Genomic DNA, 25,691 nt, shown 5'->3' with positions numbered 1-25,691 from the left:
TGATCGCTGCGGTCAGCGTGGTTTTACCGTGGTCAACGTGGCCGACGGTGCCAACGTTAACGTGCGGTTTTGTACGCTCAAACTTTTCCTTGGCCATTGCCCTCAGATCCTATATCCGAACCAAAAAAACACGTAGAAACCCACCGCACGAGCCGACGGGTTGCATCATAAAATTGGAGCGGGTGAAGGGAATCGAACCCTCGTCGTAAGCTTGGAAGGCTTCTGCTCTACCATTGAGCTACACCCGCATATTTTTATCTGCGAGCTCTCGCGAGGGCGAGAGAGTGGTGGAGGGGGCAGGATTCGAACCTGCGTAGACTAAGTCGGCGGATTTACAGTCCGCTGCATTTGACCGCTCTGCCACCCCTCCATCAGGGTCTTAACGCCGTCCGGGTTTTGAGCCCGGCCTCGTTGCGGCGAGGGAGGGAATACGGTGGAGGGGCATGTGTTGTCAACAGCAAAAAAAGCACGAAATCGTATTTCCTTTCCTATATGTTCCCCAAGCTCTGCTTTCAGAGTCAAACAAAGTGCATTCAGTTCCTTACGGCCCGGAGGTTTCCGCCATTATGTCGCGTCGCAACAAATCACGTTCAGGAAATCGTCATCAAGGTGACAGCGGGCAGGACAACCTCCCGCACAACGATGAAAACCGCGAAGGCAATTCGCGCCGTGGACGAAAGCGCGGCCGCGATGGCGGGTCATCGGGTGGAAATTCACGCCTGATTCTCTTCGGGCGTCACCCTGTGATGATGGCAATCGCCAATCCGCAACGCACGATTCACAAAATCTGGGCGACCGAAAATGTCCGCGATGAAATTGTCGCCGCCCTCGCTGAGGCCGATCGCAATGATGTTGCCGTCGATGCCGCCGGCCGTACCGACCTTGATGAAATGCTGCCACCGGGGACCGTTCACCAGGGCATGGCCATGCATTGTGCCCCCCTGCCCCAGATTTCAGTCGAAGAACTGATTGCCGATCACAGGGATTCGGAACAATGCACCGTGCTGGTTCTTGATCAGGTCACCGATCCGCACAATGTCGGCGCGATTCTGCGTAGTGCCGCGGCCTTTGGCGCATCGGCCGTGATTGTCCCGGACCGCCATGCACCGCCTGAAACCGGTGTTCTGGCCAAATCGGCAAGTGGCGCGCTTGAAACGGTTCCCTATATCCATGCAGGCAACCTTAATCAGACACTCGAAAAGCTTAAAGGTGCCCATTTCTGGCTGGCCGGTATGGATGGCTATGCCGAACAGACCCTGGCCGAAGCCAAATTGCATGGCCGTGTGGGGATCGTCATGGGATCGGAGGGCGAAGGCCTGCGTCGCCTGACCCGCGAAAGCTGTGATTTTCTGGTCAAGCTTCCGATGTCTGATCGCATCGAAAGCCTTAATGTGTCCAACGCCGCCGCGGTTGCGCTTTACGAGCTCTATCGCACCAAAAGCTGACCGCCCATCCACTTGCCATCCCAACGTACGGGGAATGCTGTTGTGCTCAAGCTGGACCACCTTACTGTGATCGCGCCGACCCTGGCGGAAGGAGTCGATCACGTTAAAAGCTGCCTTGATCTGGATATTCCGTTTGGAACCCGTCACGATTACATGGGCACGCACAATCATCGTGTTCAGCTGGGCGACAATGTCTATCTGGAAATCATCGCATCCGATCCGGTCGCCCATCGCCCGGATCGACCGCGATGGTTTGGCCTCGATAACCCGAAACAGGTCCGGGCCGATTGGGAAGCGGGCAAGCGCCTGCGTGACTGGGTTGCCAGCACCACCAGCATTGACAGTGTTCTTGCGCAATATGACGGCATTTTCGGCGAACGTGTTGACCTTCCGTTCGACAATCCGACGTTCAGTTTTGCCATCCCGGCAGACGGGTCGCTGCCGCTGGCCGGGGCCGTGCCGTCGCTTATTGATCACCGCAATGATCCGACCTCGATGGCCGAGATTCCCGACCTTGGCGCCAGACTGCAATCACTAACACTGGCGCACCCTGATCCGGATGCGATCAGAACACTTTATAACCGTCTTTCGATTGATCGTCCGCCTGCGGTCATCAAGGGGCCCGATCTTTGCTATCGGGCGCTGATAACCACCCCTGCCGGTCAGAAGGAACTGCGATAAACACGGGGTTCGCAGGGGCACGGAAACCATTTGTCAGTTTCGGCCTACAAGCACTTGATTTCCCCGGCGGCCCGGATTATGTTTCGCGCCGCTCACGCCGGCATAGCTATAATTGGTAGAGCAGCTGATTTGTAATCAGAAGGTTGGGAGTTCGAGTCTCTCTGCCGGCACCATTAAAAGAAACCCCGCAAGCACATGCTTACGGGGTTTTCTTTTGTCTGGGCGGTCCGGTTATTCCGGCAAGCCGTCAAGCCGCCCTATTTCGTGCAGATCATCATCCCAGCCAGCCTTGCTGCCCAGCATGATATGCGCATCAGGGCGCTTTATCACGTCACTATCAAGGCACCCCGCCGGCACGACAACCAGACGACCGCCAAACTGTTCGCGCGGCACCGCCGCACCGCATGTCTGACAGAATGATTTTTCGTGCCGTGTATCGGGCACAGTATAGGTCACAACCTTGTCCCTGCCAGAACGCCAATCGAGCTTTGCCTGCCGGGAAAACAAGTTCGCGGCATATGCCGATCCCGTGTCTTTGCGGCAATATTGGCAATGACACAAAAAGAAACTGTCAAAGCGACCGGTAACCTCGAATGTCACCGCCCCGCACTGGCAACTGCCGTGATGTTTCTCTGTCATCTGCTGATCCCTGAATGTCTGTTGCCCGCAATTTGTCCGCAAACAGTTCGGGCGGTGCATGATATCAATATACGCACCGCCCGTCGAAAGACCATTCTGTTCAGGATGCCGCGCTGTCAGCTATCCCGTCTGGATGACGCATAACGTTCCGATTCTTTATAATAATCATCGAACCCGATACGGTTGCGCAGATCGGCCCAGTTCATCAATTTTTCATCACGCGGCTGACCGGCCTTCATGGTTTGCAGGCATTCCACCATCGCCTTCATGGCGGCTGCCATCAGCGACAGCGGATAGGCCGCGATTTGATAGCCGATATCCTTGAGCTCTTCGGGCGACAGATCCGGGGTTTCACCACCTTCGACGATATTGGCCATTTTCGGCCCCGGCAGTTCGGCGCACAGGGTGCGCATTTCATCAACACTTTTGGGTGCTTCGACAAACAGGATATCTGCCCCCAGTTCCTTGAACTTCGCCGCACGGTCAATCGCCTCGGACAGGCCATGCTGATGACGGGCATCGGTGCGCGCCAGAATAAGAATATCGGCCCCGGCATCCCTGGCATCCACCGCCGCACGGATACGGTCAAAGGCCTCGTCGCGGCCGACAACTTCCTTGCCCTTGGTATGGCCACAGCGTTTGGGCGCCAATTGGTCTTCGATCATCACAGCCGCACAGCCCGCCTTGGCAAAGCCGGTCACTGTGCGTCTAACATTCATGGCATTGCCATAACCGGTATCGCCATCGCCAATCAGCGGGATCGAAATGGCATCGGTAATGTTGCGCGCCTGATCGAGGACCTCGCCATAGGACATCAGACCAAGATCGGGTTCGCCAATCCGGGCGGCCGATGTTGCGAATCCGGACATGAAGGTCAGGGCGAAGCCTTCCTGTTCGATCAGCTTGGCAGAAAGCGCATCAAAACAGCACGGCATGGTGATCAGATCGCCGGTGGCAAGCAGCGCACGCAATTGATCGGCAGGTGTCTTTATATGTGTCATCGGTCTTTACAGCTTGAATGGGATATAGAGTGCAAGGTCGTGCCAGACGTACAGAATAGCTGCTGTCACGAACATCAGGATCAGGAACGGTGCGACGCCACTTGCCACCTCGCCCAGCCGGGCCTTGGCCACCGACTGGATGACATAAAGGTTCAGCCCGACCGGCGGCGTAATCAGGGCACATTCAACCATGATCACCATATAGACCCCGAACCAGATCGGATCGAATCCAAGCGCAAGTGCAGCTGGCAGCAGAACCGGCGTCATGATCAGCACCATCGAAAGTGCTTCGAACACCAGCCCCATCACCAGCAGAACCGCTGTCACCACCAGAATGAAACCAAGGTCGGTATCGATTCCCTGGGTGATCATCATCGAGATGTCCTGGGGGATTCGGTAAAGCGTGATCGCCTTGCCAAAGATTTTGGCCCCGGCAATGATCAGAATGATCGCAACCGTGGTTGCCATGGAATCGAATACCGCCTTTTTAAGCGCATCCCATGTCAGAACCCGCATGATCGGGCCGGTAATGATCAGCGACGCGGCAAAGCCGATCGCTGCGGCCTCGGTCGGGGTAAAGGCCCCCGAATAGATCCCCGAAATAATCAGAACAGCAAGGATCACGGCAGGCAGCGCCTTGAGCGTGGCCCGACGGCGTTCAGCCCATCCCTGTTTGGGTTCGCGTTCCTGTCCGCCCATGCGGGCATAGACCATCGAAAACAGGATGAAGAAAACCAGAAGCGCGATCCCCGGACCGATCCCGGCAAGAAACAGCGAAATCACCGATTCTTCGGTCACAAAGCCGTAAATGATCATCGGGATCGATGGCGGGATCAGAATGCCCAATGTGCCGCCCGCCGCCAGAAGGCCATAGACGAATTTCTTGTTATAGCCGCGATTGATCATTTCCGGGATGGCGACCGTGCCGATGGTGGCTGCTGTTGCAACCGACGATCCGGAAATGGCGGCAAACACCCCGCATGACAGGATGGTTGCCACCGCAAGACCGCCCGGCCAATGCCCGACCCAGGCGCTGACCGCTGCAAACAGGTCATTGCCCACCCCGGCACGCAACAGGATATTCGACATCAAAAGAAACAGCGGCACCGCCAGAAGGATAAAGCCATCAAGCGTTGACAGAATCGCCTGTGGCGCCATCAAGGGCGAAAAACCGCCCAGCAACAGCATGGCAAGCCCGAGCCCGCCAAGTGCAAAGGCCACCGGAACACGCGCCAGCAACAGCGCAAACATCGCCGCAAGGGTCAGAAGAATGGTCATTCGTGTGCCCCTTTCGGAATATCCTTGCCGCGCAGAAGGCCGACGATTTCAATCACCGCCTGAATGGCCAGAAGCGCAAAGCCGATGGCAACGGGAAGTTCCGCCACCCAGGCCGGAAGATCAAGCATGGTGCCGCTGGTGCGCCCGCGCTCGAAGCTTTCATAAAAGATTTCCCAGCCCTTGTAGGTCACCATCACCGAAAAGGCGAAAATGCACGCCATCGCGGCAATTTCGATTCCGCGCTGGGCTGTGGGTGAAAACAGACGGGTGACCGCATCAACCGCAATATGGCGGCGCGCTGCCAGCGCCCAGGGCATGCCAAGCAACGCCCCCCAGATCAGGCAAAGCTGTGAAAGCTCAGCCGCCCAGATCGTCGGACGGATAAAGAAATAACGGGCAATAACTTCATAAGTCAGCATGCAGCCTGCCAACACGAACAGGATGGCGGCAGCCCATGCCAGAAAAAGCATAAAACGATCAAACATCGTAAAACAAATGCCGTTACCCGGGTGGCTGATCATGCGCGACCGTGAAACGGACATCTCCTGATCTCGATAAAGGGGCGGGAAATCATCATCAATTGCCGACCGGGTGACGGAAGCGCGAAACATGGATCGTCATGATCGGCGGCATGGCAAGTGATGACATGATCACATTCAAAAAGATCATCCGGTCCCGCACCGGAAATTGGGCGGGACCGGCTTTATGATCAGAACTTCTGCGCAGCTTCAAAGACCTGCTTGCCGAGATCACCGGTATGGGCAAGGAATGCCTCGTAAACCGGTTTCGCAGCTTCGCGCCATGCAGCCATTTCTTCCTCGGTCGGATGATAAATGGTCATGCCGTTGGCCTTGGCTTCGTCAAAGGCAGCAGCTTCGATTGCCGACATGCGATCACGCACATCGTTTTCGGCATTTACCGCCGCGGTCGAAATGATTTCGCGCTGTTCATCGGTCAGACCGTTCCAGAATTCGGTATTCACAACCACGATGAATTCGATATCGGCATCGTTGGTGGTGGTCACCGTGTCCATGACTTCCCAAAGCTGACGGGATTTGACGCCCGACATGCCGGTCATGCCGACATCAACCGTGCCACGCTGATAGGCGATATACTGCTCGGACCCGGAAATCAGGGTCGGTGCACCACCAGCCGCAGAGATGAAATCACCCTGGGTTTTCGAGAATACGCGAACTTTCTGACCTTTGAGGCCATCCGGACCTTTGATCGGGCCGCCATTCGACAGCATGATCGATCCGCCATATGCCTGCCACCACAGAACCGTGGCACCGGTATCGGCGATCGCCGCATCAAGCGGTGCGCGAACCGGGGAATCCGGGGCAACGGCCTTGCGGACCTTTTCTTCGGTATCGAGAAGGAACGGCTGATAGAACACGTCAACGGCCGGAACGTCACCGACATAACGGGTCAGCGATGCCACACCCATTTCGATCGCGCCAGAACCGACGGCTGCGGGGACTTCTTTATCTTTGTAAAGCTGGGCCGAGTCATAAATCTGAACTTCGATATCGCCGTTCGATTTTTCCTCGACCTCGTTCTTGAACATCAAAAGGTTCTGGCCAAGGTGGCTTTTCATCGGCAGCTGCAGCGAAATGCGCAGGGTCAGATCAGCCGCATGCACAGCACCGGAAAATCCGACGGCCGTCATCAGGGCCGCGGCGAGGGCAAATTTCTTCATAATGGACTTCCTCCAGGAACTTTTATTCTAATTCTTAATGCCGGACCGCAAAGATGCGCCTATTTTTTGGCGCGGTTCAACATGTTTCGCACGGTATGGGCGATCTATCAGAAAACCCTTAGTGCGGCGCACAACCTGCTGAAACCATGGAATAAAGGGAGTCCGGGCTGTTCCGGGCAGAAATTTCCGCAATGCAACAACACAATTCGCTCCGCACGGTCAGGACCGGCAGTCGAATGTGGCATGCCAGAATGTTTGTTTTGAATACAATTCAGAGAATCGCGCCCAGTTTCAAACGGCTAGGCAAGCTTCTATTTGCCCTGCTCACCCGGCCCGGGACGTTGATATTGGCAGGCGTTTATACATCACGGTTGTCGCACTGAGCTTTTCGGAAAACGGATCGCGGGCAAATTGCGGAATGACCCCGGCAGTTTCAAAGCCAAGCGATGCATAAAGTGTCTCGGCACTGTCACCGGTACGGGTATCAAGGGTCAGCAAACTGCGTCCCAATTCCCCTGCCCGCCTTTCGGCGGCCTGCATCAAAAGACGGGCAATGCCGCGTCGGCGACAATCGGGATGGACCATCAGTTTGCTGATATCTCCGCGATGGGCCTGATTGGGCATGGTATCGATATCAAGCTGCACCGTGCCAACCACCCGATCATCATCAAGGGCGACGAAAAGCGTTCTTTTGCCCCCGGCCACTGCCGGGATGATCCGGTCGCGCCAAAATGCCACCGCCTCGGATATCGGGAAAGGCTCGATAAAACCGATGCTGGCCCCGTCATGCACACAGGCATGCAGCATCGCGCCCAATGCCTCAAGACGATCGGCAAGCGCATCCGCATCAAGGGTGATGATGCGTGGTGGGGTAGTCCGGTTGGTCTGGCCCATGATCGCGATGCTTTCAGATTGGTTATTCGACAATAAACAGGTGATAGTGCGCCCCGGAGGTAGCCGGGGTTTCAAACACATTGCCGCCACGCAGCTGATAGCGCAGGCAATCCCCCGCCCCCAGTTCATGGCGCTTGCCATCCACCGTCAGGCTCAGCATGCCGTCAAGCATCACAAGATGATGTTCCAGCCCGTCGCGTGGCGATCCGCCATATTCAATCCGCGTGTCCGGATCAATTTCGACCTCCAGGACTTCACCCGCCAGATTGCGCGATGTTGGCGATACCAGACGGCGGCGATATCCGGTTTCCGGGTCGGTCCAGATTTCCTGATCCTGGCGTCTGACCAGTGGCGTGAAATCATCTTCGACCATCTGCATCAAACGCGACAACGTGACGCCAAAGGCAACGCACAGCTTGCTCAGAACACTGGCGGTCGGACTGACATCACCATTTTCAATGCGCGACAGACTGGCCCGACTGACCCCGCTGCGCTTTGCCAGTTCATCAAGCGACCAGCCGCGTTCCGAACGCAGCATGGCAAGACGTTCAGCTATTTTCTGATCAATCATGTCACTACATCTCAATTCCCAATTTTGGAATAATATCCCATTTATGAGAAATCGTGAAGCCAAATCAATCCACCCCGACCACGATCAAATCCGGGCACGCAAATTTGGATGCACGGCCTGTTTCGGAATTAGGCCTCAGTTAGATATAGTCCCCTTTTGATTAGAGCCCCTGCTTTACCCCCAACGGGATCAGACCGACCTGATCATCACCGAAGGTAAAAGCTCAGAGACTATTTTGGGGGTCCCAACGGAACGGGCTATACCCCATCAAGATCAAAACCGGCCCGGGTCCAGCTTTGGATGCCGCCCTTAAGGTTGCTGACCGCGCAATCGACGTGGGGCAGAATGGCATTGGCCGCGCCAAAGGATCGCTGTCCCACCGCACAGACAAACACCAGATCGGTGTCATTTTCATCGGTCAGGTCAACCAGTGCCGAAATGTCAAAATTTGATGTCGGCATATTGATCGCGGTTTCGATATGGCCGGTGGCGAATTCATCGGGTTCACGCACGTCGATGACAGTCACCGCGTCCTGGCCGATCAGAAGATCAAGCTCGTGGGGTTCGACAAATTTTACAGCACCATCGGTCATTTCATTCTTCCTGCTGGGCGGCGCGACCATAACCGCCGCCGGTTTCGCGATTGGTGCAGTGATAACGTCCGACCCGCCGACTGTGCAAACGCAAAATAATTTTGACAGGTCGGATCACGGGCAACTGCCTTGCCCTCAGCCCGTTCCGGTCACTCAACCGTGATCACCCGAATGGAAATTCTTTCGCCAATACCTGTATCTTACCTTGCGGAACAGGTCGCTGCTTCCCAAGTCATTTAATAGGACATTTTCCAGCGGCAACGATCCGGGTCATGGCGACAGGTCGACGCCCATTCAGGTCTGAAGTCTTTATCAAAGGGCTGCCGAAACGGGGCCGAAAGACAGCAACCCAAAGTAGCAAATATTAACTTGCGAACCGGCAAAGACAACAACTTCAAACTCTTGGCAACTTCTGCCGATTTTAACCAGAAGCTAAATAGTCTTCGTTAAAATATTTACCGTCTGGCAAATGAACTTTTGTACCATTTGCTGACGTATACAGAATCAGGCGGCCATCAACAGGTCTGCTGCAACGCAAAACAGGCAGGACAGGAAACGATCGTTCGATACCAAAGGGATAACGTTTGAAAGGAGACCGCGCCATGGCTGAAGACAAGGACATCTTCGAGCTGTATGCGGAAGGGTATGACGGAAAGCAAGAAACCGAACTGACCATCCGTGACTACCTTAATCTATGTCGCGAAGATCCAACGGCCTATGCCTCGGCCGCGGAACGCATGATCACGGCGATTGGCGAACCGGAACTGATCGATACATCGACCGATCCCCGCCTTGGCCGTATTTTCCTGAACCGAACCATCAAACGTTACCCTGCCTTTGCCGATTTCTTTGGCATGGAAGAAACCGTCGAACGCATTGTCGGCTTCTTCAAATATGCAGCCCAGGGGCTCGAGGAACGCAAACAGGTTCTATATCTGCTCGGCCCGGTTGGCGGTGGCAAAAGTTCGCTTGCCGAACGGCTCAAGGAACTGATGGAACGCGAACCGATCTATGTTCTGAAGGCCGGGGATGTGATCAGCCCGGTGTTTGAAAGCCCGCTTGGCCTGTTCAACCCGGCCAAAATGGGTGACGCCATCCAGGACAAATACGGCATTCCCAAACGTCGCCTGACCGGGCTTATGTCACCCTGGGCGGTCAAGCGTCTTGACGAATTTGGCGGCGATCTTTCCAAATTCTCGGTGGTCAAGCTGATCCCGTCGCGCCTGCGTCAGATCGCAATCGCCAAAACCGAACCGGGTGATGAAAACAATCAGGATATCTCGTCACTGGTCGGCAAGGTCGATATCCGCAAACTTGAATATTTCAGTCAGAACGACCCGGATGCCTATAGCTATTCCGGTGGTCTGAACCGCGCCAATCAGGGCTTGCTTGAATTTGTCGAAATGTTCAAGGCCCCGATCAAGATGCTGCATCCGCTTCTGACCGCAACCCAGGAAAGCAACTATATCGGCACGGAAAACCTTGGCGCCATCCCGTTCCAGGGCTTGATACTTGCCCATTCGAACGAAGCCGAATGGCAGACCTTCAAATCCAACAAGAACAACGAAGCCTTCATTGATCGTATCTCGGTGATCAAGGTCCCCTATTGCCTGCGGGTTACCGAAGAAACCATGATCTATGAAAAGCTGCTTCAGGGATCCGAACTTGAACAGGGTGCCTGCGCGCCCGGAACGCTCAAGATGCTGGCACAGTTTTCGGTCCTGTCGCGGTTGCAGGAACATGAAAACTCCAACCTTTATTCCAAGATGCGGGTTTATGACGGCGAGACATTGAAGGATGTCGACCCCAAAGCCAAATCCATGCAGGAATACCGCGATACCGCCGGTGTCGACGAAGGCATGGACGGCATTTCCACCCGGTTTGCCTTCAAGGTTCTGTCTGAAACCTTCAACCATGACACCCACGAAGTCGCCGCCGATCCGGTGCATCTGATGTATGTGCTTGAACAGGCGATCCGGCGTGAACAATATCCCGAAGAACGCGAAAAGGATTATATGGACTTCATCAAGTCCGAACTGGCCCCGCGTTATGCCGAATTTATCGGGGCGGAAATCCAGAAGGCCTATCTCGAAAGCTATTCCGATTACGGTCAGAACCTGTTTGATCGCTATGTGTCCTATGCCGATGCCTGGATCGAGGATCAGGACTTCAAGGACCCCGATACCGGACAGCTTCTTGATCGCAAGATCATTGATCAGGAACTTTCGAAAATCGAAAAACCGGCCGGCATCGCCAATCCCAAGGACTTCCGTAACGAGGTCGTCAAATTTGCCCTGCGCGCACGTGCCAATAACAAGGGCAAAAACCCGTCCTGGACGTCTTATGAGAAACTGCGTGATGTGATCGAAAAACGCATGTTCAGCCAGGTCGAAGACCTTCTGCCGGTGATTTCGTTCGGTTCGAAAAAAGACAGCGAAACCGAAAAGAAACATAACGAGTTCGTCAAACGCATGATCGATCGAAGCTATACCGAACGTCAGACCCGCCGTCTGGTCGAATGGTATATGCGCGTTAATAAGGCCGGCTAAGCCACGCCCTCGGCTTACCGACCCTGCCGGGCGGTTTCTCCCTTGTCCGCCCGGCTTTTATCCCGTCGCAGGATGGGCACCCGTTTGCCCATCCTGTCAAAGACCAAAGGCCCAAGCGACCTGCACATGACATGACGGCCCCTTATCCCGGCATGTCGGTCCAAGGATGTGAATGCCCATGCTGTATATCGTTGACCGCCGCAAGAACCCGACAGGCAAAAGTCTTGGCAACCGACAGCGTTTCATGCGCCGGGCCAAGGCCCAGATCAAAAAAGCCGTCGAAGACACCATCCGGTCGCGCGGCATCACCGATATCACCAGCGGCGATCAGATCACCATTCCCGGCAAGACATTGAAAGAACCCGGTTTCCACCATGCCGGACGGGGCGGCAACCGCAACTATGTCCTGCCCGGCAACAAGAAGTTCGTTCAGGGCGACCGCATCGCCCGCCCGCAAGGTGGTGACGCCGGGGCTGGCGGATCACAGGCAAGCCCCGATGGCGACGGCGAGGATGATTTCCAGTTCACCCTGACCCGTGATGAATTCCTTGATATCTTTTTCGAAGATCTCGAACTGCCCGACCTTTTGAAAAAAAGCCTGAAACAGACCACCGCGTTTCGCAATGCGCGTGCGGGCTTTTCGGTTGAAGGCACGCCCGCCAACCTGAGCCTTGTGCGCACCATGCGCAATTCACTGGCCCGGCGCATCGGCCTGAAACGGCCCAAAACCGCCGAAGTCCGCGAACTCGAAGAAAAGATCGCAGCCCTTCAGGCCAAGGCCGAAAAACGCCCCAATGGCAAACTGACCAAGGCCGACGAAGACAGCCTGCACGGATTGCTGGCCGACCTTGAAGAAGCCAAACGCCGCATGAAGGCGATCCCGTTCATTGATCCGATCGATACCCGCTATAACCAGTTCCAGCAAATCCCCGATCCCAACACCCAGGCGGTGATGTTCTGTCTGATGGATGTATCGGGATCGATGTCCGAACAGATGAAGGAACTGGCCAAGCGGTTCTTCATGTTGCTGCATCTGTTTTTGCATCGTCGCTACGAACATGTCGAAGTGGTGTTCATCCGTCACACGTCACGCGCCGCCGAAGTTGATGAAGAAACCTTTTTCTATTCGCGCGAAACCGGCGGCACCATTGTTTCCACCGCCCTTGAGGAAATGAAAAAGGTGCTCAAGGACCGCTATCCCACCGATCAGTGGAACATCTATGCCGCACAGGCATCCGATGGCGACAACTATTCCAATGACGGCGCCAAATGCACCAGCCTGCTGGCCGAAGACCTTTTGCCGAAATGCCAGTATTACGCCTATATCGAAATCACCGATGAGCGCGAGGCCGAGATTTTCGCCGCTGCCGAAGGCGAAACCGCCCTGTGGAAGGCCTATGCCCCGCTGGCATCGCACAATCCGCGCTTTGCCCTTAAACGGGTAACAAAGGCCGCCGATATCTTCCCGGTATTCCGGGAACTCTTTGCCAAAAACCGCACGGAGGCACGGCTATGAGCACCAAAACCAGATCCTCCGAAACGGATAATCGCAAACTGCTTTTCACCAGTGCCGACTGGGATTTCGAAACGCTGAAGGCGACCTATGACGCGATTGAAGACATCGCGATCAATGAACTCAAACTTGATGTCTATCCCAACCAGGTCGAAGTCATCACCTCCGAACAGATGCTTGATGCCTATTCATCGATCGGCATGCCCTTGATGTATCACCACTGGTCGTTCGGCAAACGCTTCGTGCGCGACGATGTCATGTATCGCAAAGGCTATCAGGGGCTGGCCTATGAAATCGTGATCAATTCGAACCCCTGCATTTCCTATGTGATGGAAGAAAACACCATCGTCATGCAGGCGCTGGTCATGGCCCATGCCGCGTTCGGGCATAACCATTTTTTCAAAAACAACTATCTGTTCAAACAATGGACCGATGCCGAAGGCATTCTGGATTACCTGCAATTCGCCAAGGGCTATATCGCCAAATGCGAAGACCGGTACGGCTTTGATGCGGTTGAACGCGTACTTGATGCCGCCCATGCCCTGATGGAACAGGGGGTTAACCGTTATTCCCATCCGGAAAAGCCCAATCTTGCGGTCGAACTGGAACGTGAACGCGAACGGGCCAAATACGAAGACGAAACCTATAACGATCTATGGCGCACCCTGCCCCAGCCCGATCAGGGCGATCAGGATATGGACGAGCTCAAACGCAAAATGCGGATCGAGGAACGCCGCGCCCAATTCGGCCTTCCGGAAGAAAACCTGCTTTATTTCCTGGAAAAAAATGCACCGTCGCTTCAGGCATGGGAACGGGAAATCCTGCGGATTGTGCGCAATATCGGTCAGTATTTCTATCCCCAGAAACAGACCAAAATGATGAATGAAGGCTGTGCGTGCTATGTGCATTACGCCATCATGAACAGCCTGTATGACAGGGGCCTGATTTCAGAAGGTGCTATGATGGAATTCATCGATTACCATTCGCGCGTCGTGTTTCAGGCCGAATATGATGATCCGCGCTATTCCGGGTTCAATCCCTATGCGCTGGGCTTTGCCATGATGCAGGATATCCACCGCATCTGTATCGATCCGACCGACGAGGACCGCAAATGGTTCCCCGATATCGCCGGGAAGAATGAGCCGGTGGAAACGCTCAAGGAAGCCTGGGCACATTACCGCGATGAAAGCTTCATCCTGCAATTCCTGTCGCCCAAACTGATGCGCGACATGCGGATGTTCATGATCGATGATCAAAGCACATCCCCGCATCTCGAAGTCGCGGCCATTCATGATGATAACGGCTATCGCAAGGTCCGCCGGTCACTGGCCCGGATGCATGATATTTCGGTGCGTGAACCCGACATGCAGGTGGTCGATGTCGATATCCGCGGTAATCGCCAGCTTTATGTCCAGCATACCGAACATGAAGGCATCCGCCTTGAAAAAGCCGAAGCCCAGATGACGCTTGGCTATATCGGGCAATTGTGGGGATATGGCGTGACACTTCAGGCGGTTGATTATGAAACCGGCGAAATCCTTCATGAAATGAATTACACGCCCGAAGATCTGGCGACTTCCTGATCTTGTGACCGACGGTCTATGCCCCGCCGCCCAACTGGGCCGCCCAACTGGTTTCAAGCCCGCCTAATAGCCTTCCCAATAGCTGTTGGCCACCGCATGGGTTTGCGACGACATATAGGGATTTGGGATGCGAAATACCTTGCGCTTGCTGTCACGGATCAGGCGCAATGACCGGGCAATTCCCGGATCGGAATAGAAATTGCGCATGAAGGCCCCGTTCTCATAGGCCGCCTGCAACCCTTCTGTGATGATTGCATGGCGGGCCCGGTCATCGGCCCGCACATAGAAAAAGAAATCCAGCGGATAGATCAGAAGGATATTCTGATCAACAACCAGGTCCATCCCCGCATCAAGGGCCAGACCGATTTCGGCATGAACTTCATGGGCCCCGCGATTCAAAAGATCGAACCGCCCGTGATCAAGCATCCGCCACAGATTTTCATATGTCGCCTTTTCCACACAAAATCCGTTGGTTTCAAGGATTCTGGTATCCAGCCAGTCCGCGCCCGACCCGATACAATGACCTTTCAGATCATCCAGCGTCTCGACTTCATTAAGCGCCTGGGCCATATCGGGCCGGGTCACAAAAACCCGATGCCCCAGAATACCGCGGGTCAGTGGCACATAGACCTGGGAAAAATCCTGCTCGAATTCGGGGCGATAGCCCGCAAACATCACATCGATCTGGCCATCTTCCATTTGCTGCATGATGCGTTTGGCCGTCGCCCCGTCAAAGGCGATATATTCGACCTGATGGTCCCCGCCCGCATGATCAAGGGCAAGTTCAAGCAACTTGTACTGATAGGAAAAAGGCCCGCTTTTCGGGTCACCGACAAGTGCGATGCGGAATGTCTCGGCCTGCGACGGCTTTGAAATTGCAATGCCAATAACAAACAATCCCAGCGCCGGGACAATCAACCATTTGCAAAATTTAAGCACGCCGTTCCTCAAACCCGGAAACATGAACAACATCTACCTCTGGTAGATTGGGATCACACCCCATCAATTAAAGTCCCGACCGGTCGCACAGTCTTATGTTTTGGGCATATGTTTTGGCCCGACAACACCGCGGCCCAGGGCACGGATCGCCGCAACTCCATTCGCAGATTTTTTGTTTCGACTGTGCAATTTTTCTATTTGGATCAATTGGTAAATTCTAATTGGATCAAATTTCACCTAGTAACGTCGATTTTGGTCCTTTCGCGCGGAATGATTTTCCTATTTGCATATTTGTCTTCGACAGGCCCGGCCCCGTCCGTCACGCTTCTTTTGGCTGAAATCGGTAATTCAAAGCGGTCGCCTGTCGCCGGATCACAGTGGTCTGCTTCACAGTCGGTCGGTCATTTCCATCCTGAAATGAGTACCGGTATCGAGTTTTCGCTTGACCGATTGTTATGTTATATCATAACAACATCGGGTCATCGAAATCTTCCCCACTCCAGACCGGATCGGTTACATGCCTGACTTCTCCCCTGTTTTTCGCCGCGCGTTTTTTGCCGCGTCCCTTGCCACCTTGCCGCTGATTGCCATCCCGGCCGGGTCGGCATCGGCCCACGGTGATGATGCCCCCAAGGTTGTCACATCCATCAAGCCGATCCATTCGATCGCCAGTGCCATCATGAAGGATATCGGCGAACCGGCCTTGCTGGTTGACGGGGCATCTTCCCCGCATGCCTATTCCCTGCGCCCCAGCGAAGCACGTGCGCTTAGCGAGGCCGATCTGGTTGTTTATGTTTCCCATTCACTGGAAGGTTTCCTGCAAAAGCCGTTGCAGACACTTTCCAAATCCAGCCATCAACTTGAACTGGTCGCCGTCGAAGGCATGGCGCTTCGTAAAATGCGCGATGGTGGCGCATGGGAAGCCCACCAGCATGGCGATCACGATGAAGATCATGCCGAACATGATGACCATGACGAACATGATGATCACGCGCACGGCGACCATGATGACCACAATGAGCATGCTCATGATGACCATGCCCATGATGATCATGACAAAGACCATCATCATGACGACGCCAAAGAAGCAGATGATCACGACCACGATCACGCCGCGGACGCCCATGACAGTGACGAAGATCACCATCACGAACATGGCGGCATTGATCCGCATATCTGGATGGATCCGGCCAATGGCGCAAGCATTGCCATCGCAATCACCGATGAACTGGTCGAAATCGACCCGGAACACGCCGATGCCTATCGCGACAATCTGAAAACGTTACTTGCCAGCCTGACCAGTCTTGGCAATGATCTGCGCCAGAAGGTCGCCCCGATTCAGGGCAAACCCTATGTCGTTTTCCATGATGCCTATCAGTATCTGGAAGCCGGATTTGGTTTGACAGCGGTTGGGTCGATCACCGTGTCCCCCGACCAGAAGCCCGGAGCCAAGCGCCTCCATGAGATCGAAGACAAAATTCGCGATACCGGTGCCGTTTGCATCTTTGCCGAACCGCAATTCCGTCCGGCAGTTGTTCAGGCTGTTGTGTCAGATACCGGCATCCGTACCGGAACGCTTGACCCGCTGGGTGCCGATCTCAAAGCGGGGCCGGACACCTATCAGCAAATCCTTGCACAGAATGTTGACGCCCTTGTCGATTGCCTCGGACAGGGTTCGTAAAACCGTTATGACTGCCCTGGTTGCCGGCACCTCGTTGCTGGCAACCGGTCAGGCGGCGTTGGCGCATCCCCATGTATGGATTGATGCCAGCGCCGAATTTGTGTTTGAAAATGACCGGATTACCGGAATTCGTGTGCACTGGCTGTTTGACGATCTGTTCAGCATGACGCTGATTGATGAATTCGACCATAACCATGACACCCGGTTCTTTGGCGACGAAAACACCAATCTGCGCGACAATGCCTTTGCTGCCCTTGCCGAAGTTTCCTGGCTGACCCATCTGCGCCGCAACGAAGAACTTCTTGCCTTTGCCGGTGCGACCGATTTCAAGGCCGACATTACCGATGACCGGCGTGTGACATATGATTTCACGCTGACCCTTGACCAGCCGCTTGACCCCAAAAAGGACAAAATCAGCCTGTCTGTCTATGACGCCGAATATTACATCGATGTCGCTTTCACACAGGTTGATCCCGTACTGTTTGTCGGCACCAAGAACCTGTCCTGCCATTTCGAGATGAGCGAAGATGAAAAGAACCGCATCTATTTTGACCTTGTCGCACCGGTCCGCGCCGATCTTGTTTGCGCAGGCAAGGTGGCGGATGGCGGCAGTTCTGGCGGCCTTGCTCCTGGTGATTTCGTTCGCGTCGAGTAATCCGGCAGCCGCCCAATCATCAAACCTTCTGGGCCGCGGTGCGTCGGACAGTACCGACACCGCCCCGACCGCACCGTCCGCACCATCCCGGGCAGAAGACAGCATGATCACCCTGCCCGGCTGGTTGTCAGACATTGTCGGTCAAACCGTCATTATCCAGACCAAACTGAACCGCGAAATCACCGCCACCCTGCGCGAAGCCAAATCCGGTGACAGTTTCTGGCCCGGACTGATGATCATTGCCCTGTCTTTTGCCTATGGCGTTTTTCATGCGGCAGGCCCCGGTCATGGCAAAATGATCACCACCACCTATTTCCTGTCGCGCGATGCCGGCTGGAAACAGGGTGTCGCCATGGGCAGCCTGATCGCAGCCGTCCAGGCCGTCTCGGCGATCATTCTTGTCGGGTCGCTTACGCTTGTTCTCAATCTTGGCCCGGCAGCCATTACCCGCAACGGACTGGTGATGGAGGCCGTGTCATATGCCCTGATCGCCCTTTTGGGCGGGCTGATGTGCCTGCGCATTCTTCAGGGCCGGGATGATTGCTGTGACCATGGCGGGCACACGCATCAACATCACGACCATAATCACAACCACGATCATCATCACCACCATGATGACACCCACTCCCACCATGCCTGTGACCATACCCATCACGTGCATCACGCCCACACCGGCCATACCGATCACCACAGTCACGGGCATGACGGGTACGAGCATGACGAACACAGACATGACGACAGCCATCAACACACACATGACCATGCACATGCGCATCAAAACGCCCCTGCTCCGACGGCGCAAACACGCTGGCAGATGATTGCAAGTGGCGTGGTTGTCGGGCTGCGTCCCTGTACGGGTTCGATTCTGGTGCTGCTCTTTACCCTTGCCAACGGCATGTTTCTGATTGGCATCGGGGCTGCCTTTGCCATGGCTGCCGGGGTGGCATTGACCATCAGCCTGATCGGGCTTGCCGCAATCGGCATTCGCACCGGCACCCGGCATCTGTTTGATCTGTCCGACAGCACATCGGGGATCGTGCGGCGTGGTGTCGACTTTGCCGGTGCCGCGACCATTACCCTTTTCGGGGTCATGCTGTTGCTGGCATCAGCCCGCCAGATGGGATGGCTTTGACCCGCCTTGCCTTCTGCTGATCGGTCTTGCTGCGGTTCGACCTTTGCCTGCTGGGGTTTGAACGTTCAGGATTTGAATTGGGCCGGGATGCTTTCCGTTGCCTTGATCAGGGCATCCATCACCATGCGGACCCCGGGTGACCGGCGCATATCGGGATGGACCACCAGCCAGACCGGCTTGCTGACCTCGCCCAGTTTGTCATCGAAAACCAGTTCCAGACGATCATCAAGATCGGCCATATAGCGCGGCAACAATCCCAGCCCATGCCCGGCGGCAACAAAGGCCAGAACCGTCTGGCTGTCATCGGCCTTGACCCGCATCGGCAATTCCTGTTCCAGCGTTTCCCAGACCCAGCCTTGCTGGTAATCGCCAAATGTGTTGCGCCCGTCCGCACAAAATTCCCAATCCTTGCGCGGGACCCGGTCGGTATAACCCTTGGCGGCATAGACCGCAAACCGCAGATTGGTCAGCTTGCGCACGATCAGGCCGCTTTGATCCGGGGTTGCCATGCGCACCGCCACATCCGCCTCGCGGCGGGCAAGATTGGCGATGACGCTTGATCCCAAAATCTCGTATTCCAGATTTTTCTGGTCACGCAGCAGCTCGGCCAATCGCGGCGCAAACAGCAAACGTCCGGCGGCGGGCGGGACCGCAATGCGCACAACGCCGTGTGCGGTTTCATCGCCACGGGCCTGACGTTCAAACGCCAGAACATCTTCTTCAATCCGGCCGGCCACCGGCACCAGATTCTCGCCCGCTTCGGTCAATTTCCAGCCGGTCGCCAGACGATCAAACAGATGTGCGCCAAGATCGGCTTCCAGCGCCTCGATCCGCCGGGCAACGGTGGTGTGATCCTTTCCCAACCGGCGTGCTGCCCCGGAAAGGGTGCCGGCCTGTGCCACCGCGACAAAAAACCGCAAATCATTCCAGTTCATTGATCCCCCCTGTCTTGCCATTCTCTTGCCATTCTCTTGCCATTGTCTTGCCATTGCCTTTGCCAGTGCCAGTGCCATCGCCTTCGACCGCCATCACCAGCAGCCCAATAGTCAGGCAAGCCCATGCCGTCGCTCCCAAAACCGAGCTGCCCTGATAACCTGACCACGTGACGTGACACAAAGTGACACGACGTCACCTGAGCTGCTCTGACCGGCACCAATCAGGCCAGCCTCGATGACCCGATCAAACTTTCCAGCACCAAGTCGAACCGACCCTCACCTGTGCCAAACCGCCATATCCGAACGGAGCAGCCCCCTTCGCGATGATGATCACCGGCGCGCAGCTTATTCACTTTGCTCTATTGCCTGACGGCCGATGGCTCAACTGCGCAATATTGCACAACTATAGCGCATTTTATCGGAGTTCCTTGGCATTTCTGCGCATGGCAATGTTGGCCCATCACAACAGCCCCCACGATCAAGGAGCATCAAAATGGCTATCCATAACCAGATCGATTGCAATCCCGTCGTCGGTTGCGTTTCGGCAAAAAGCCTGCCGGTGATGGCTGCGTCACGCCAGACCACCCCGCCCTCACGCCCCAGCATTTCCAAGGGTGTTAGCGCTATCATCACGGCAATTATTGGAACTCTGGCGGCATCCTATAAGCGGTATCAAAGTCGCGTTGCCCTGACCCGTCTCAGCGACACCCAATTGCGCGACATCGGTCTTGAACGGTCCGACGATGGCCGGATCAACCGGCGGTCCGCATAACCAGATCAAAGCGGCCAAGGGTCCGACCTGCGGCAATCGACACGCTTTGATGCCGGCCACAGAACCGATAGGGGTATCGGCTTTGGGGCAAATGCCTCCCTCAGGGCATGGAAAAGGCCTCCGCCAGTCGGAGGCCTTTGTCTTTGACGTTGTAACTGTTGCAGGGCCCATACCAAAACGCGCGATCCCCAAACGCCCGCCGCAAGTTCCGAACTCGGAACTCAGACCTTTCAGCTCGGAACGCTGAACCACGAAGTCCCAACTCGCAACTCCGATGCCGAAGAAAGACGACGGGCTCGGTGGCGGTTTTAAATCTGGAATTCCTCGGCGATTTCATCTGCGGCCTTGATCAGCGCATCCATCACCAGCCGCACCCCGGGGGAACGGCGCATGTCGGGATGGACGACCAGCCAGCCGGTTTCACGACCATGCCCGTCGGTATCGGCATGGATCAGTTCCAGCCGGTCATCCTTGTCGCCCAGATAGCGGGGCAGAACGCCAACCCCGTGGCCGGCTGCGATGAACTGGCGAACCGTTTCGGTATCATCGGCACGGAAACGGCAGGGCAATTCCCGCCCCAGAACCGTGCGCACCCATTCCTTTTTCGAGGCCCCATAGGCCGTATCTTCATAGCCGCAGAATTCCCAATCGGGTTCCGGCACCTGGTCACGATATCCCGCCGCCCCATACAGCCCGACGCCAAGTTCCAAAAGCTTGCGCGTGATCAGGCCGGGTTCACGCGGGGTCACCATACGCACGGCAATATCGGCTTCGCGCCGTGCCAGATTGACCACATTCGCCGCCCCGATGATTTCAAATTCAAGCCCCTTATGCGCGGTCAACAGCCGCGCCAGCCGCGGCGCGAACAGCACACGCCCGGCAACCGGCGGCACGGAAATCCGCACCACCCCGTGGGCGGCTTCATCGCCCTTGGCCTGACGTTCGAAACTCAGCGCTTCCTGTTCGACCCGTTCGGCAACCGGCACAAGGTTCTGCCCCGCCGTGGTCAATTGCCAGCCGCGCGGCAGACGATCAAACAGCTTGGTCCCGACATCGCTTTCAAGGGATTCGATACGGCGCGCAACGGTTGTGTGTTCCTTGCGCAGCCGTCTGGCCGCCCCGGAGAGGCTGCCTTCCTCGGCCAGAACAAGAAAATAGCGTAAGTCGTTCCAGTTCATCCCTGCACCCTGTCGGTCGCGATCCATATCATTCTGGTTATTTTTGCACATTAAATCTGCGAAACAACCGAATTCCTGTTTTATTTTGCATATGGGACGATCAAACCATCAACAAGACAACTCAACCAGAGATATCAGGAGGCCGATATGGCGCACCAGATTTCGACCCAAAAACCATTTGATGTCGCGACCGATCCCTTTGCCAAACGCATGCCGTTTGGTGCCCTGATCGACAGGATCGTCAATTATTCGATCGAAGCCCGCAAACGCAAGAACCAGCGCGAAGTGCTCAGCACGCTTAGCGACGCGCAACTTGAAGATGTCGGTCTGCAACGGAAATTTGATGGCGAACGCTGGTATGTCGAACGGATCACCGATCGTCCGTTCCCGAACCGGAACCAACCGCAAAGCCGCTAATCCCCCGCGCGCCCACCACCGCACAATGTTTGCCCCACAAACGCAAAAAGGGACCCTGGCGGGTCCCTTTTTATTTGTATGATGATTTGATTGTCGTCAGCCGCGAAGGGCGTTGACCCGATCGGTTGCTTCCTGGGCCAGCTTGGTAATCCGGTCCCAGTCACCAGCCTTGACCGCATCCTTGGGAGCCACCCAGGACCCGCCGACCGTGATAATATTAGGCAGCGCCAAATAATCGGCGAGATTATTAAGCGAAACCCCACCCGTCGGGCAGAATTTGACCTGGGGCAGCGGACCCGAAATTGCCTTGAGCATCGAAACACCGCCCTGCTGTTCTGCCGGGAAGAATTTCAACGTGTCATAGCCATGATCAAGCAGGTTCATGATTTCGGACGGCGTACCAGCCCCCGGAAGCAACGGGCATCCGGTATCGGCCGCTGCCTTGAGCAAGCCTTCACTATGGCCTGGCGACACGGCAAAGGCACAGCCGATTTCAGCCATATGTTCCATCTGTTTGGCATTGATCACGGTGCCAGCACCGGTGATGGCGTCGGGGACTTCGGCGATGATGCGCTTGATGCTTTCTTCGGCGGCATCGGACCGCAGGGTAATTTCAAGCACCGGCAAACCACCGGCAACCAGTGCCTTGGCCAAAGGAACGGCGTCGTTGGCGTCTTCAATCACCAGAACCGGCACAACCGGGGCTTTGGACAGAATTTCACGCGATGAAAGGCTCATAAATATTCCTCCTGTTTCCTGATCAGGCCGTCAAAATCTTGGCACAGCCAACCAGGGCCGGGTATTTCGCCGTCATCAGACGTACCGGCACATCATTCATCAAATCACGGAAGCGGCCCTTGGCGATCATGCGCTCTTTCAGGCCGCTTTGTTTCATGTAATCGGCAATACGCGGACCAATGCCGCCACCAATAAAGACCCCGTCAAAGGCGCCGAGTGTCAGAACCAGATCACCGGCAACCCCGCCCATAAACAGGCAGAAGCGTTCAAGCACCTTGAGACACAAGGCATCCCCGTCCTTAAGTGCGCCATCGACAACTTCGGCTGCTGTTTTGGGGGTTACTGCAATACCGTCAATCGCTGCCAGCGCCCGATACAGGTTTTCAATCCCCATGCCTGACAGGATACGCTCGGCCGAAACACGGCCCAGTTCACCGGTCAGGAATTTGACGATCTCGTAGTCAAGATCATCCACCGCAGGCAGGGATACATGCCCGCCTTCGCCCTGGATCGGCAACCAGTGGCCTTCGTGGGGCAACAGACCCGAGACACCCAAACCGGTGCCCGCCCCGATCACCGCCAATGGCAGCCCCGGACGGCCCGGCCCGTCAAACAGCGTAATCAGGTCTTCCGGCCCAAGATAGGGCACCGACATGGCAAGACCGGTGAAATCATTGACCACGACAAGACGGTCAAGATTGAACTCGGCCTTAAGCGCCTCCTTGGAGAATACCCACGGATTATTGGTGAACTTGATGGTATCGGCCATGGCCGGACATGCCACGGCCACCGCGAACTCACGCAAGTCCGAACAGTCGGTCCTGACCATAAAGTCCCGCATGGCATCGCCGATGGTCGCATATTCGCGCACCGGCAATGTCATCGGCGTATGGGGATTGCCCGCATCGTCAAGCCAGGCAAAGCGGGCATTGGTCCCGCCAATATCACCAACCAGCTGCATTACGCGACTTCTGCCTCCCCCGGGAAGGCAGCACTGGCACCCAATTCTGCCAGACCAACATGTTCACGGAACACACCAAACATTTCACGGCCAAAGCCGTCCTGATGTTCGGCCTTGTTGTCAAAGGTCGCAAAGTCGCGTTTGGCCAGTTCGGCATCAGAGACATTCAGGATCAATTCGCCGGTTTCGGCATCCAGACGAACGATATCGCCGTCTTTGACCTTGGCAATCGGGCCGTTCATCATGCCTTCCGGCGTGACGTGGATCGCAGCCGGGACCTTGCCCGATGCACCCGACATGCGGCCATCGGTAACAAGGGCAACCTTGTAACCAAGATCCTGAAGCACGCCCAGCGGCGGGGTCAGTTTATGCAGTTCCGGCATGCCGTTGGCTTTCGGCCCCTGGAACCGCACAACACAGACAACGTCACGATGCAGTTTGCCTTCCTTGAAGGCATCCATCATGGCTTCTTGCGATGTAAACACCGCTGCCGGGGCTTCGATCACGCGGTTTTCCGGCTTGACCGCCGAAACCTTGATCACCGCACGGCCAAGATTGCCCGACAGCATGCGCAGACCGCCATCGGCACTGAATGCCTTTTCGGTCGGACGCAGGATTTCTTCATCATGGCTGTTGGCCGGCGCATCACGCCAGGCAAGCTTGCCATTATCAAGATACGGCTCGGTGCCATAGGCCGCCATGCCCCCGGTATGGATGGTTTCCAGATCCGGATGCAGGATGCCGTTTTTCAGAAGATCGGAAATGACAAAGCCCATGCCGCCAGCAGCATGGAAATGGTTCACATCGGCCTGGCCGTTCGGATAAACACGGCACAGCAGCGGCACGACACGCGACAGTTCGTCAAAGTCATCCCAGCGCAGTTCGATCCCGGCGGCACGTGCCATGGCCGGAAGATGCAGGGTATGGTTGGTCGAACCACCGGTCGCCAGAAGACCGACGATACCGTTCACAAAGGCCTTTTCATCAAGGATCTTGCCAATCGGGCGATAGTCATTGCCAAGCTTGGTGATGGCAAGTGCACGGCGCGCGGCTTCTTCGGTCAGGGCATCACGCAGTTCGGTATTCGGATTGACAAACGCCGCACCGGGAAGATGCAGCCCCATGACTTCCATCAGCATCTGGTTGGAGTTCGCCGTTCCATAGAAAGTACAGGTACCCGGGCTGTGATAGGACGCGGTTTCGGCTTCCAGCAGTTCCTTGCGGCCAACCTTGCCCTGGGCATAAAGCTGACGAATGCGGGCCTTTTCATTGTTGGGCAATCCCGATGGCATCGGACCAGCCGGAACGAATACCGCCGGAATATGACCATAGGAAAGTGCCCCCATGACAAGACCGGGAACGATCTTGTCACAGACACCAAGATAAAGCGCGCCGTCAAACACATCATGCGACAGCGAAACTGCCGTCGACATCGCGATGACATCGCGCGAGAACAGGCTGAGCTCCATGCCCGGGCGGCCCTGGGTCACGCCATCGCACATGGCGGGGACACCACCGGCAACCTGTGCGGTTGCCCCGGCTTCGAACACGGCCTTTTTGATCAGGTCGGGATAGACGCCAAGCGGCTGATGGGCCGAAAGCATATCGTTATAGGATGTAACGATGCCAAGGTTTGCGCCCTCGTCCCCGTTGATGCGGGCCTTTTCAGCCGCACCACAGCCCGCCGATGCGTGGGCAAGGTTGCCACAGGACAGGGAAGATCGATGCGGACGATCAGACGCAGCAGCCTCGATCTTGGCAAGATAGGCTTCGCGGGTTGGTTTTGAACGCTCGATAATGCGTTTTGTAATCTGTTCTATTTCACGTTTCATGGGGT

25 protein-coding genes and 3 tRNA genes are annotated in these 25,691 nt (G+C 55.8%); 11 read left to right on the top strand and 17 right to left on the bottom strand.

The annotated features are described in order from the left end of the window. The 3 genes from AUQ42_RS15585 to AUQ42_RS01455 form a co-directional block, all read right to left on the bottom strand. A partial coding sequence (locus AUQ42_RS15585) for a GTP-binding protein (protein WP_197460755.1) occupies window positions 1–97 on the bottom strand: 97 nt, incomplete at its 3' end. A 77-nt stretch (window positions 98–174) separates the two neighbouring features. Then, window positions 175–248: transfer RNA gene (locus AUQ42_RS01460), tRNA-Gly, on the bottom strand. A 37-nt stretch (window positions 249–285) separates the two neighbouring features. Then, window positions 286–370: transfer RNA gene (locus AUQ42_RS01455), tRNA-Tyr, on the bottom strand. Between the two features lie 196 nt (window positions 371–566). Here AUQ42_RS01455 and rlmB point away from each other — a divergent pair. From rlmB to AUQ42_RS01440, 3 genes are all read left to right on the top strand, one after another. Continuing rightward, a complete protein-coding gene (gene rlmB / locus AUQ42_RS01450) occupies window positions 567–1,445 on the top strand; it encodes a 23S rRNA (guanosine(2251)-2'-O)-methyltransferase RlmB (protein WP_068517156.1) in 879 nt (292 codons plus the stop codon). Window positions 1,446–1,487: 42 nt separating this feature from the next. Further along, window positions 1,488–2,126 carry a VOC family protein gene (locus tag AUQ42_RS01445; RefSeq protein ID WP_068517155.1) on the top strand — a complete coding sequence of 213 codons (639 nt, stop codon included), beginning with the start codon at window positions 1,488–1,490 and terminating at the stop codon, window positions 2,124–2,126. A gap of 96 nt (window positions 2,127–2,222) precedes the next feature. Further along, window positions 2,223–2,299: transfer RNA gene (locus AUQ42_RS01440), tRNA-Thr, on the top strand. A 58-nt stretch (window positions 2,300–2,357) separates the two neighbouring features. On the opposite strand, the gene AUQ42_RS01435 is transcribed toward AUQ42_RS01440, so the two are convergent. From AUQ42_RS01435 to AUQ42_RS01400, 8 genes are all read right to left on the bottom strand, one after another. Next, complete coding sequence (locus AUQ42_RS01435; protein ID WP_068517154.1) at window positions 2,358–2,765, bottom strand: GFA family protein; 408 nt, start codon at window positions 2,763–2,765, stop codon at window positions 2,358–2,360. Window positions 2,766–2,881: 116 nt separating this feature from the next. After that, window positions 2,882–3,766 carry an oxaloacetate decarboxylase gene (locus AUQ42_RS01430; RefSeq protein ID WP_197460754.1) on the bottom strand — a complete coding sequence of 295 codons (885 nt, stop codon included), beginning with the start codon at window positions 3,764–3,766 and terminating at the stop codon, window positions 2,882–2,884. A gap of 6 nt (window positions 3,767–3,772) precedes the next feature. Beyond that, the gene (locus AUQ42_RS01425; protein ID WP_068517153.1) at window positions 3,773–5,044 is read right to left on the bottom strand and encodes a TRAP transporter large permease; all 1,272 of its coding nucleotides are present in this window, start codon (window positions 5,042–5,044) and stop codon (window positions 3,773–3,775) included. Further along, window positions 5,041–5,655 (bottom strand): TRAP transporter small permease, encoded by a 615-nt coding sequence (locus AUQ42_RS01420; protein ID WP_228195796.1) that lies wholly within the window; start codon window positions 5,653–5,655, stop codon window positions 5,041–5,043. Before AUQ42_RS01420 ends, AUQ42_RS01425 begins: the two co-directional genes overlap by 4 nt. 98 nt (window positions 5,656–5,753) lie before the next feature. Further along, window positions 5,754–6,743 carry a TRAP transporter substrate-binding protein DctP gene (gene dctP, locus AUQ42_RS01415; protein WP_068517152.1) on the bottom strand — a complete coding sequence of 330 codons (990 nt, stop codon included), beginning with the start codon at window positions 6,741–6,743 and terminating at the stop codon, window positions 5,754–5,756. A 324-nt stretch (window positions 6,744–7,067) separates the two neighbouring features. Beyond that, entirely contained in the window at window positions 7,068–7,637 is a 570-nt protein-coding gene (locus tag AUQ42_RS01410) for a GNAT family N-acetyltransferase (RefSeq protein ID WP_068517151.1), read from the bottom strand. A 22-nt stretch (window positions 7,638–7,659) separates the two neighbouring features. Beyond that, complete coding sequence (locus AUQ42_RS01405) at window positions 7,660–8,208, bottom strand: helix-turn-helix domain-containing protein (RefSeq protein ID WP_068517150.1); 549 nt, start codon at window positions 8,206–8,208, stop codon at window positions 7,660–7,662. 257 nt (window positions 8,209–8,465) lie between these two features. Continuing rightward, window positions 8,466–8,801, bottom strand: coding sequence for a rhodanese-like domain-containing protein (locus AUQ42_RS01400; RefSeq protein ID WP_068517149.1), 336 nt, complete (start codon window positions 8,799–8,801; stop codon window positions 8,466–8,468). A 602-nt stretch (window positions 8,802–9,403) separates the two neighbouring features. On the opposite strand from AUQ42_RS01400, the gene AUQ42_RS01395 reads away from it, so the two are divergent. The 3 genes from AUQ42_RS01395 (at window position 9,404) to AUQ42_RS01385 (ending at window position 14,446) form a co-directional block, all read left to right on the top strand. Beyond that, complete coding sequence (locus tag AUQ42_RS01395) at window positions 9,404–11,350, top strand: PrkA family serine protein kinase (protein WP_068517148.1); 1,947 nt, start codon at window positions 9,404–9,406, stop codon at window positions 11,348–11,350. 178 nt (window positions 11,351–11,528) lie between these two features. After that, entirely contained in the window at window positions 11,529–12,866 is a 1,338-nt protein-coding gene (locus tag AUQ42_RS01390; protein ID WP_068517147.1) for a YeaH/YhbH family protein, read from the top strand. Beyond that, complete coding sequence (locus AUQ42_RS01385) at window positions 12,863–14,446, top strand: SpoVR family protein (protein WP_068517146.1); 1,584 nt, start codon at window positions 12,863–12,865, stop codon at window positions 14,444–14,446. Before AUQ42_RS01390 ends, AUQ42_RS01385 begins: the two co-directional genes overlap by 4 nt. 63 nt (window positions 14,447–14,509) lie before the next feature. Here AUQ42_RS01385 and AUQ42_RS01380 read toward each other — a convergent pair whose 3' ends face one another. Then, window positions 14,510–15,385, bottom strand: a complete 876-nt coding sequence (locus AUQ42_RS01380) for an amino acid ABC transporter substrate-binding protein (RefSeq protein WP_147250661.1) — start codon at window positions 15,383–15,385, stop codon at window positions 14,510–14,512. 517 nt (window positions 15,386–15,902) lie between these two features. On the opposite strand from AUQ42_RS01380, the gene AUQ42_RS01375 reads away from it, so the two are divergent. Genes AUQ42_RS01375 through AUQ42_RS01365 form a run of 3 tightly spaced genes read left to right on the top strand, consistent with a single transcriptional unit; the run spans window position 15,903 to window position 18,853 of the window. Further along, a complete protein-coding gene (locus tag AUQ42_RS01375; protein WP_068517144.1) occupies window positions 15,903–17,066 on the top strand; it encodes a zinc ABC transporter substrate-binding protein in 1,164 nt (387 codons plus the stop codon). 7 nt (window positions 17,067–17,073) lie between these two features. After that, complete coding sequence (locus tag AUQ42_RS01370) at window positions 17,074–17,721, top strand: DUF1007 family protein (RefSeq protein WP_231856645.1); 648 nt, start codon at window positions 17,074–17,076, stop codon at window positions 17,719–17,721. Continuing rightward, window positions 17,669–18,853 carry a nickel/cobalt transporter gene (locus tag AUQ42_RS01365; RefSeq protein ID WP_082817660.1) on the top strand — a complete coding sequence of 395 codons (1,185 nt, stop codon included), beginning with the start codon at window positions 17,669–17,671 and terminating at the stop codon, window positions 18,851–18,853. The genes AUQ42_RS01370 and AUQ42_RS01365 overlap by 53 nt, the downstream gene beginning before the upstream one ends. Window positions 18,854–18,918: 65 nt before the next feature. Here AUQ42_RS01365 and AUQ42_RS01360 read toward each other — a convergent pair whose 3' ends face one another. Then, complete coding sequence (locus AUQ42_RS01360; RefSeq protein WP_068517142.1) at window positions 18,919–19,788, bottom strand: LysR family transcriptional regulator; 870 nt, start codon at window positions 19,786–19,788, stop codon at window positions 18,919–18,921. 493 nt (window positions 19,789–20,281) lie between these two features. Between AUQ42_RS01360 and AUQ42_RS15845 the strand changes: the two genes are divergently transcribed. Further along, on the top strand, window positions 20,282–20,560 hold the full coding sequence (locus tag AUQ42_RS15845; protein ID WP_068517141.1) for a DUF1127 domain-containing protein: 279 nt from the start codon (window positions 20,282–20,284) through the stop codon (window positions 20,558–20,560). Between the two features lie 308 nt (window positions 20,561–20,868). Here AUQ42_RS15845 and AUQ42_RS01350 read toward each other — a convergent pair whose 3' ends face one another. Next, window positions 20,869–21,738: a LysR family transcriptional regulator gene (locus AUQ42_RS01350; RefSeq protein WP_068517182.1), complete on the bottom strand. Its 870-nt coding sequence runs from the start codon at window positions 21,736–21,738 to the stop codon at window positions 20,869–20,871. A gap of 147 nt (window positions 21,739–21,885) precedes the next feature. On the opposite strand from AUQ42_RS01350, the gene AUQ42_RS01345 reads away from it, so the two are divergent. Then, entirely contained in the window at window positions 21,886–22,155 is a 270-nt protein-coding gene (locus AUQ42_RS01345; RefSeq protein ID WP_068517140.1) for a DUF1127 domain-containing protein, read from the top strand. A gap of 96 nt (window positions 22,156–22,251) precedes the next feature. Here the strand turns inward: AUQ42_RS01345 and AUQ42_RS01340 are convergent, their stop codons facing one another. The 3 genes from AUQ42_RS01340 to edd are packed head-to-tail and all read right to left on the bottom strand — an operon-like array spanning window position 22,252 to window position 25,686. Further along, window positions 22,252–22,893 carry a bifunctional 4-hydroxy-2-oxoglutarate aldolase/2-dehydro-3-deoxy-phosphogluconate aldolase gene (locus tag AUQ42_RS01340; RefSeq protein ID WP_068517139.1) on the bottom strand — a complete coding sequence of 214 codons (642 nt, stop codon included), beginning with the start codon at window positions 22,891–22,893 and terminating at the stop codon, window positions 22,252–22,254. 22 nt (window positions 22,894–22,915) lie between these two features. Next, window positions 22,916–23,854 (bottom strand): glucokinase, encoded by a 939-nt coding sequence (gene glk / locus AUQ42_RS01335; protein WP_068517138.1) that lies wholly within the window; start codon window positions 23,852–23,854, stop codon window positions 22,916–22,918. Further along, window positions 23,854–25,686 carry a phosphogluconate dehydratase gene (gene edd, locus AUQ42_RS01330; protein WP_068517137.1) on the bottom strand — a complete coding sequence of 611 codons (1,833 nt, stop codon included), beginning with the start codon at window positions 25,684–25,686 and terminating at the stop codon, window positions 23,854–23,856. The genes glk and edd overlap by 1 nt, the downstream gene beginning before the upstream one ends. Window positions 25,687–25,691: the final 5 nt, after the last annotated feature.

It is taken from the genome of Thalassospira sp. MCCC 1A02491 (assembly GCF_001613785.1).
Lineage (GTDB): Bacteria > Pseudomonadota > Alphaproteobacteria > Rhodospirillales > Thalassospiraceae > Thalassospira > Thalassospira povalilytica.
Note: the sequence above shows the minus strand (reverse complement) of the source record. Positions and strands in the feature narration are given on the sequence as shown.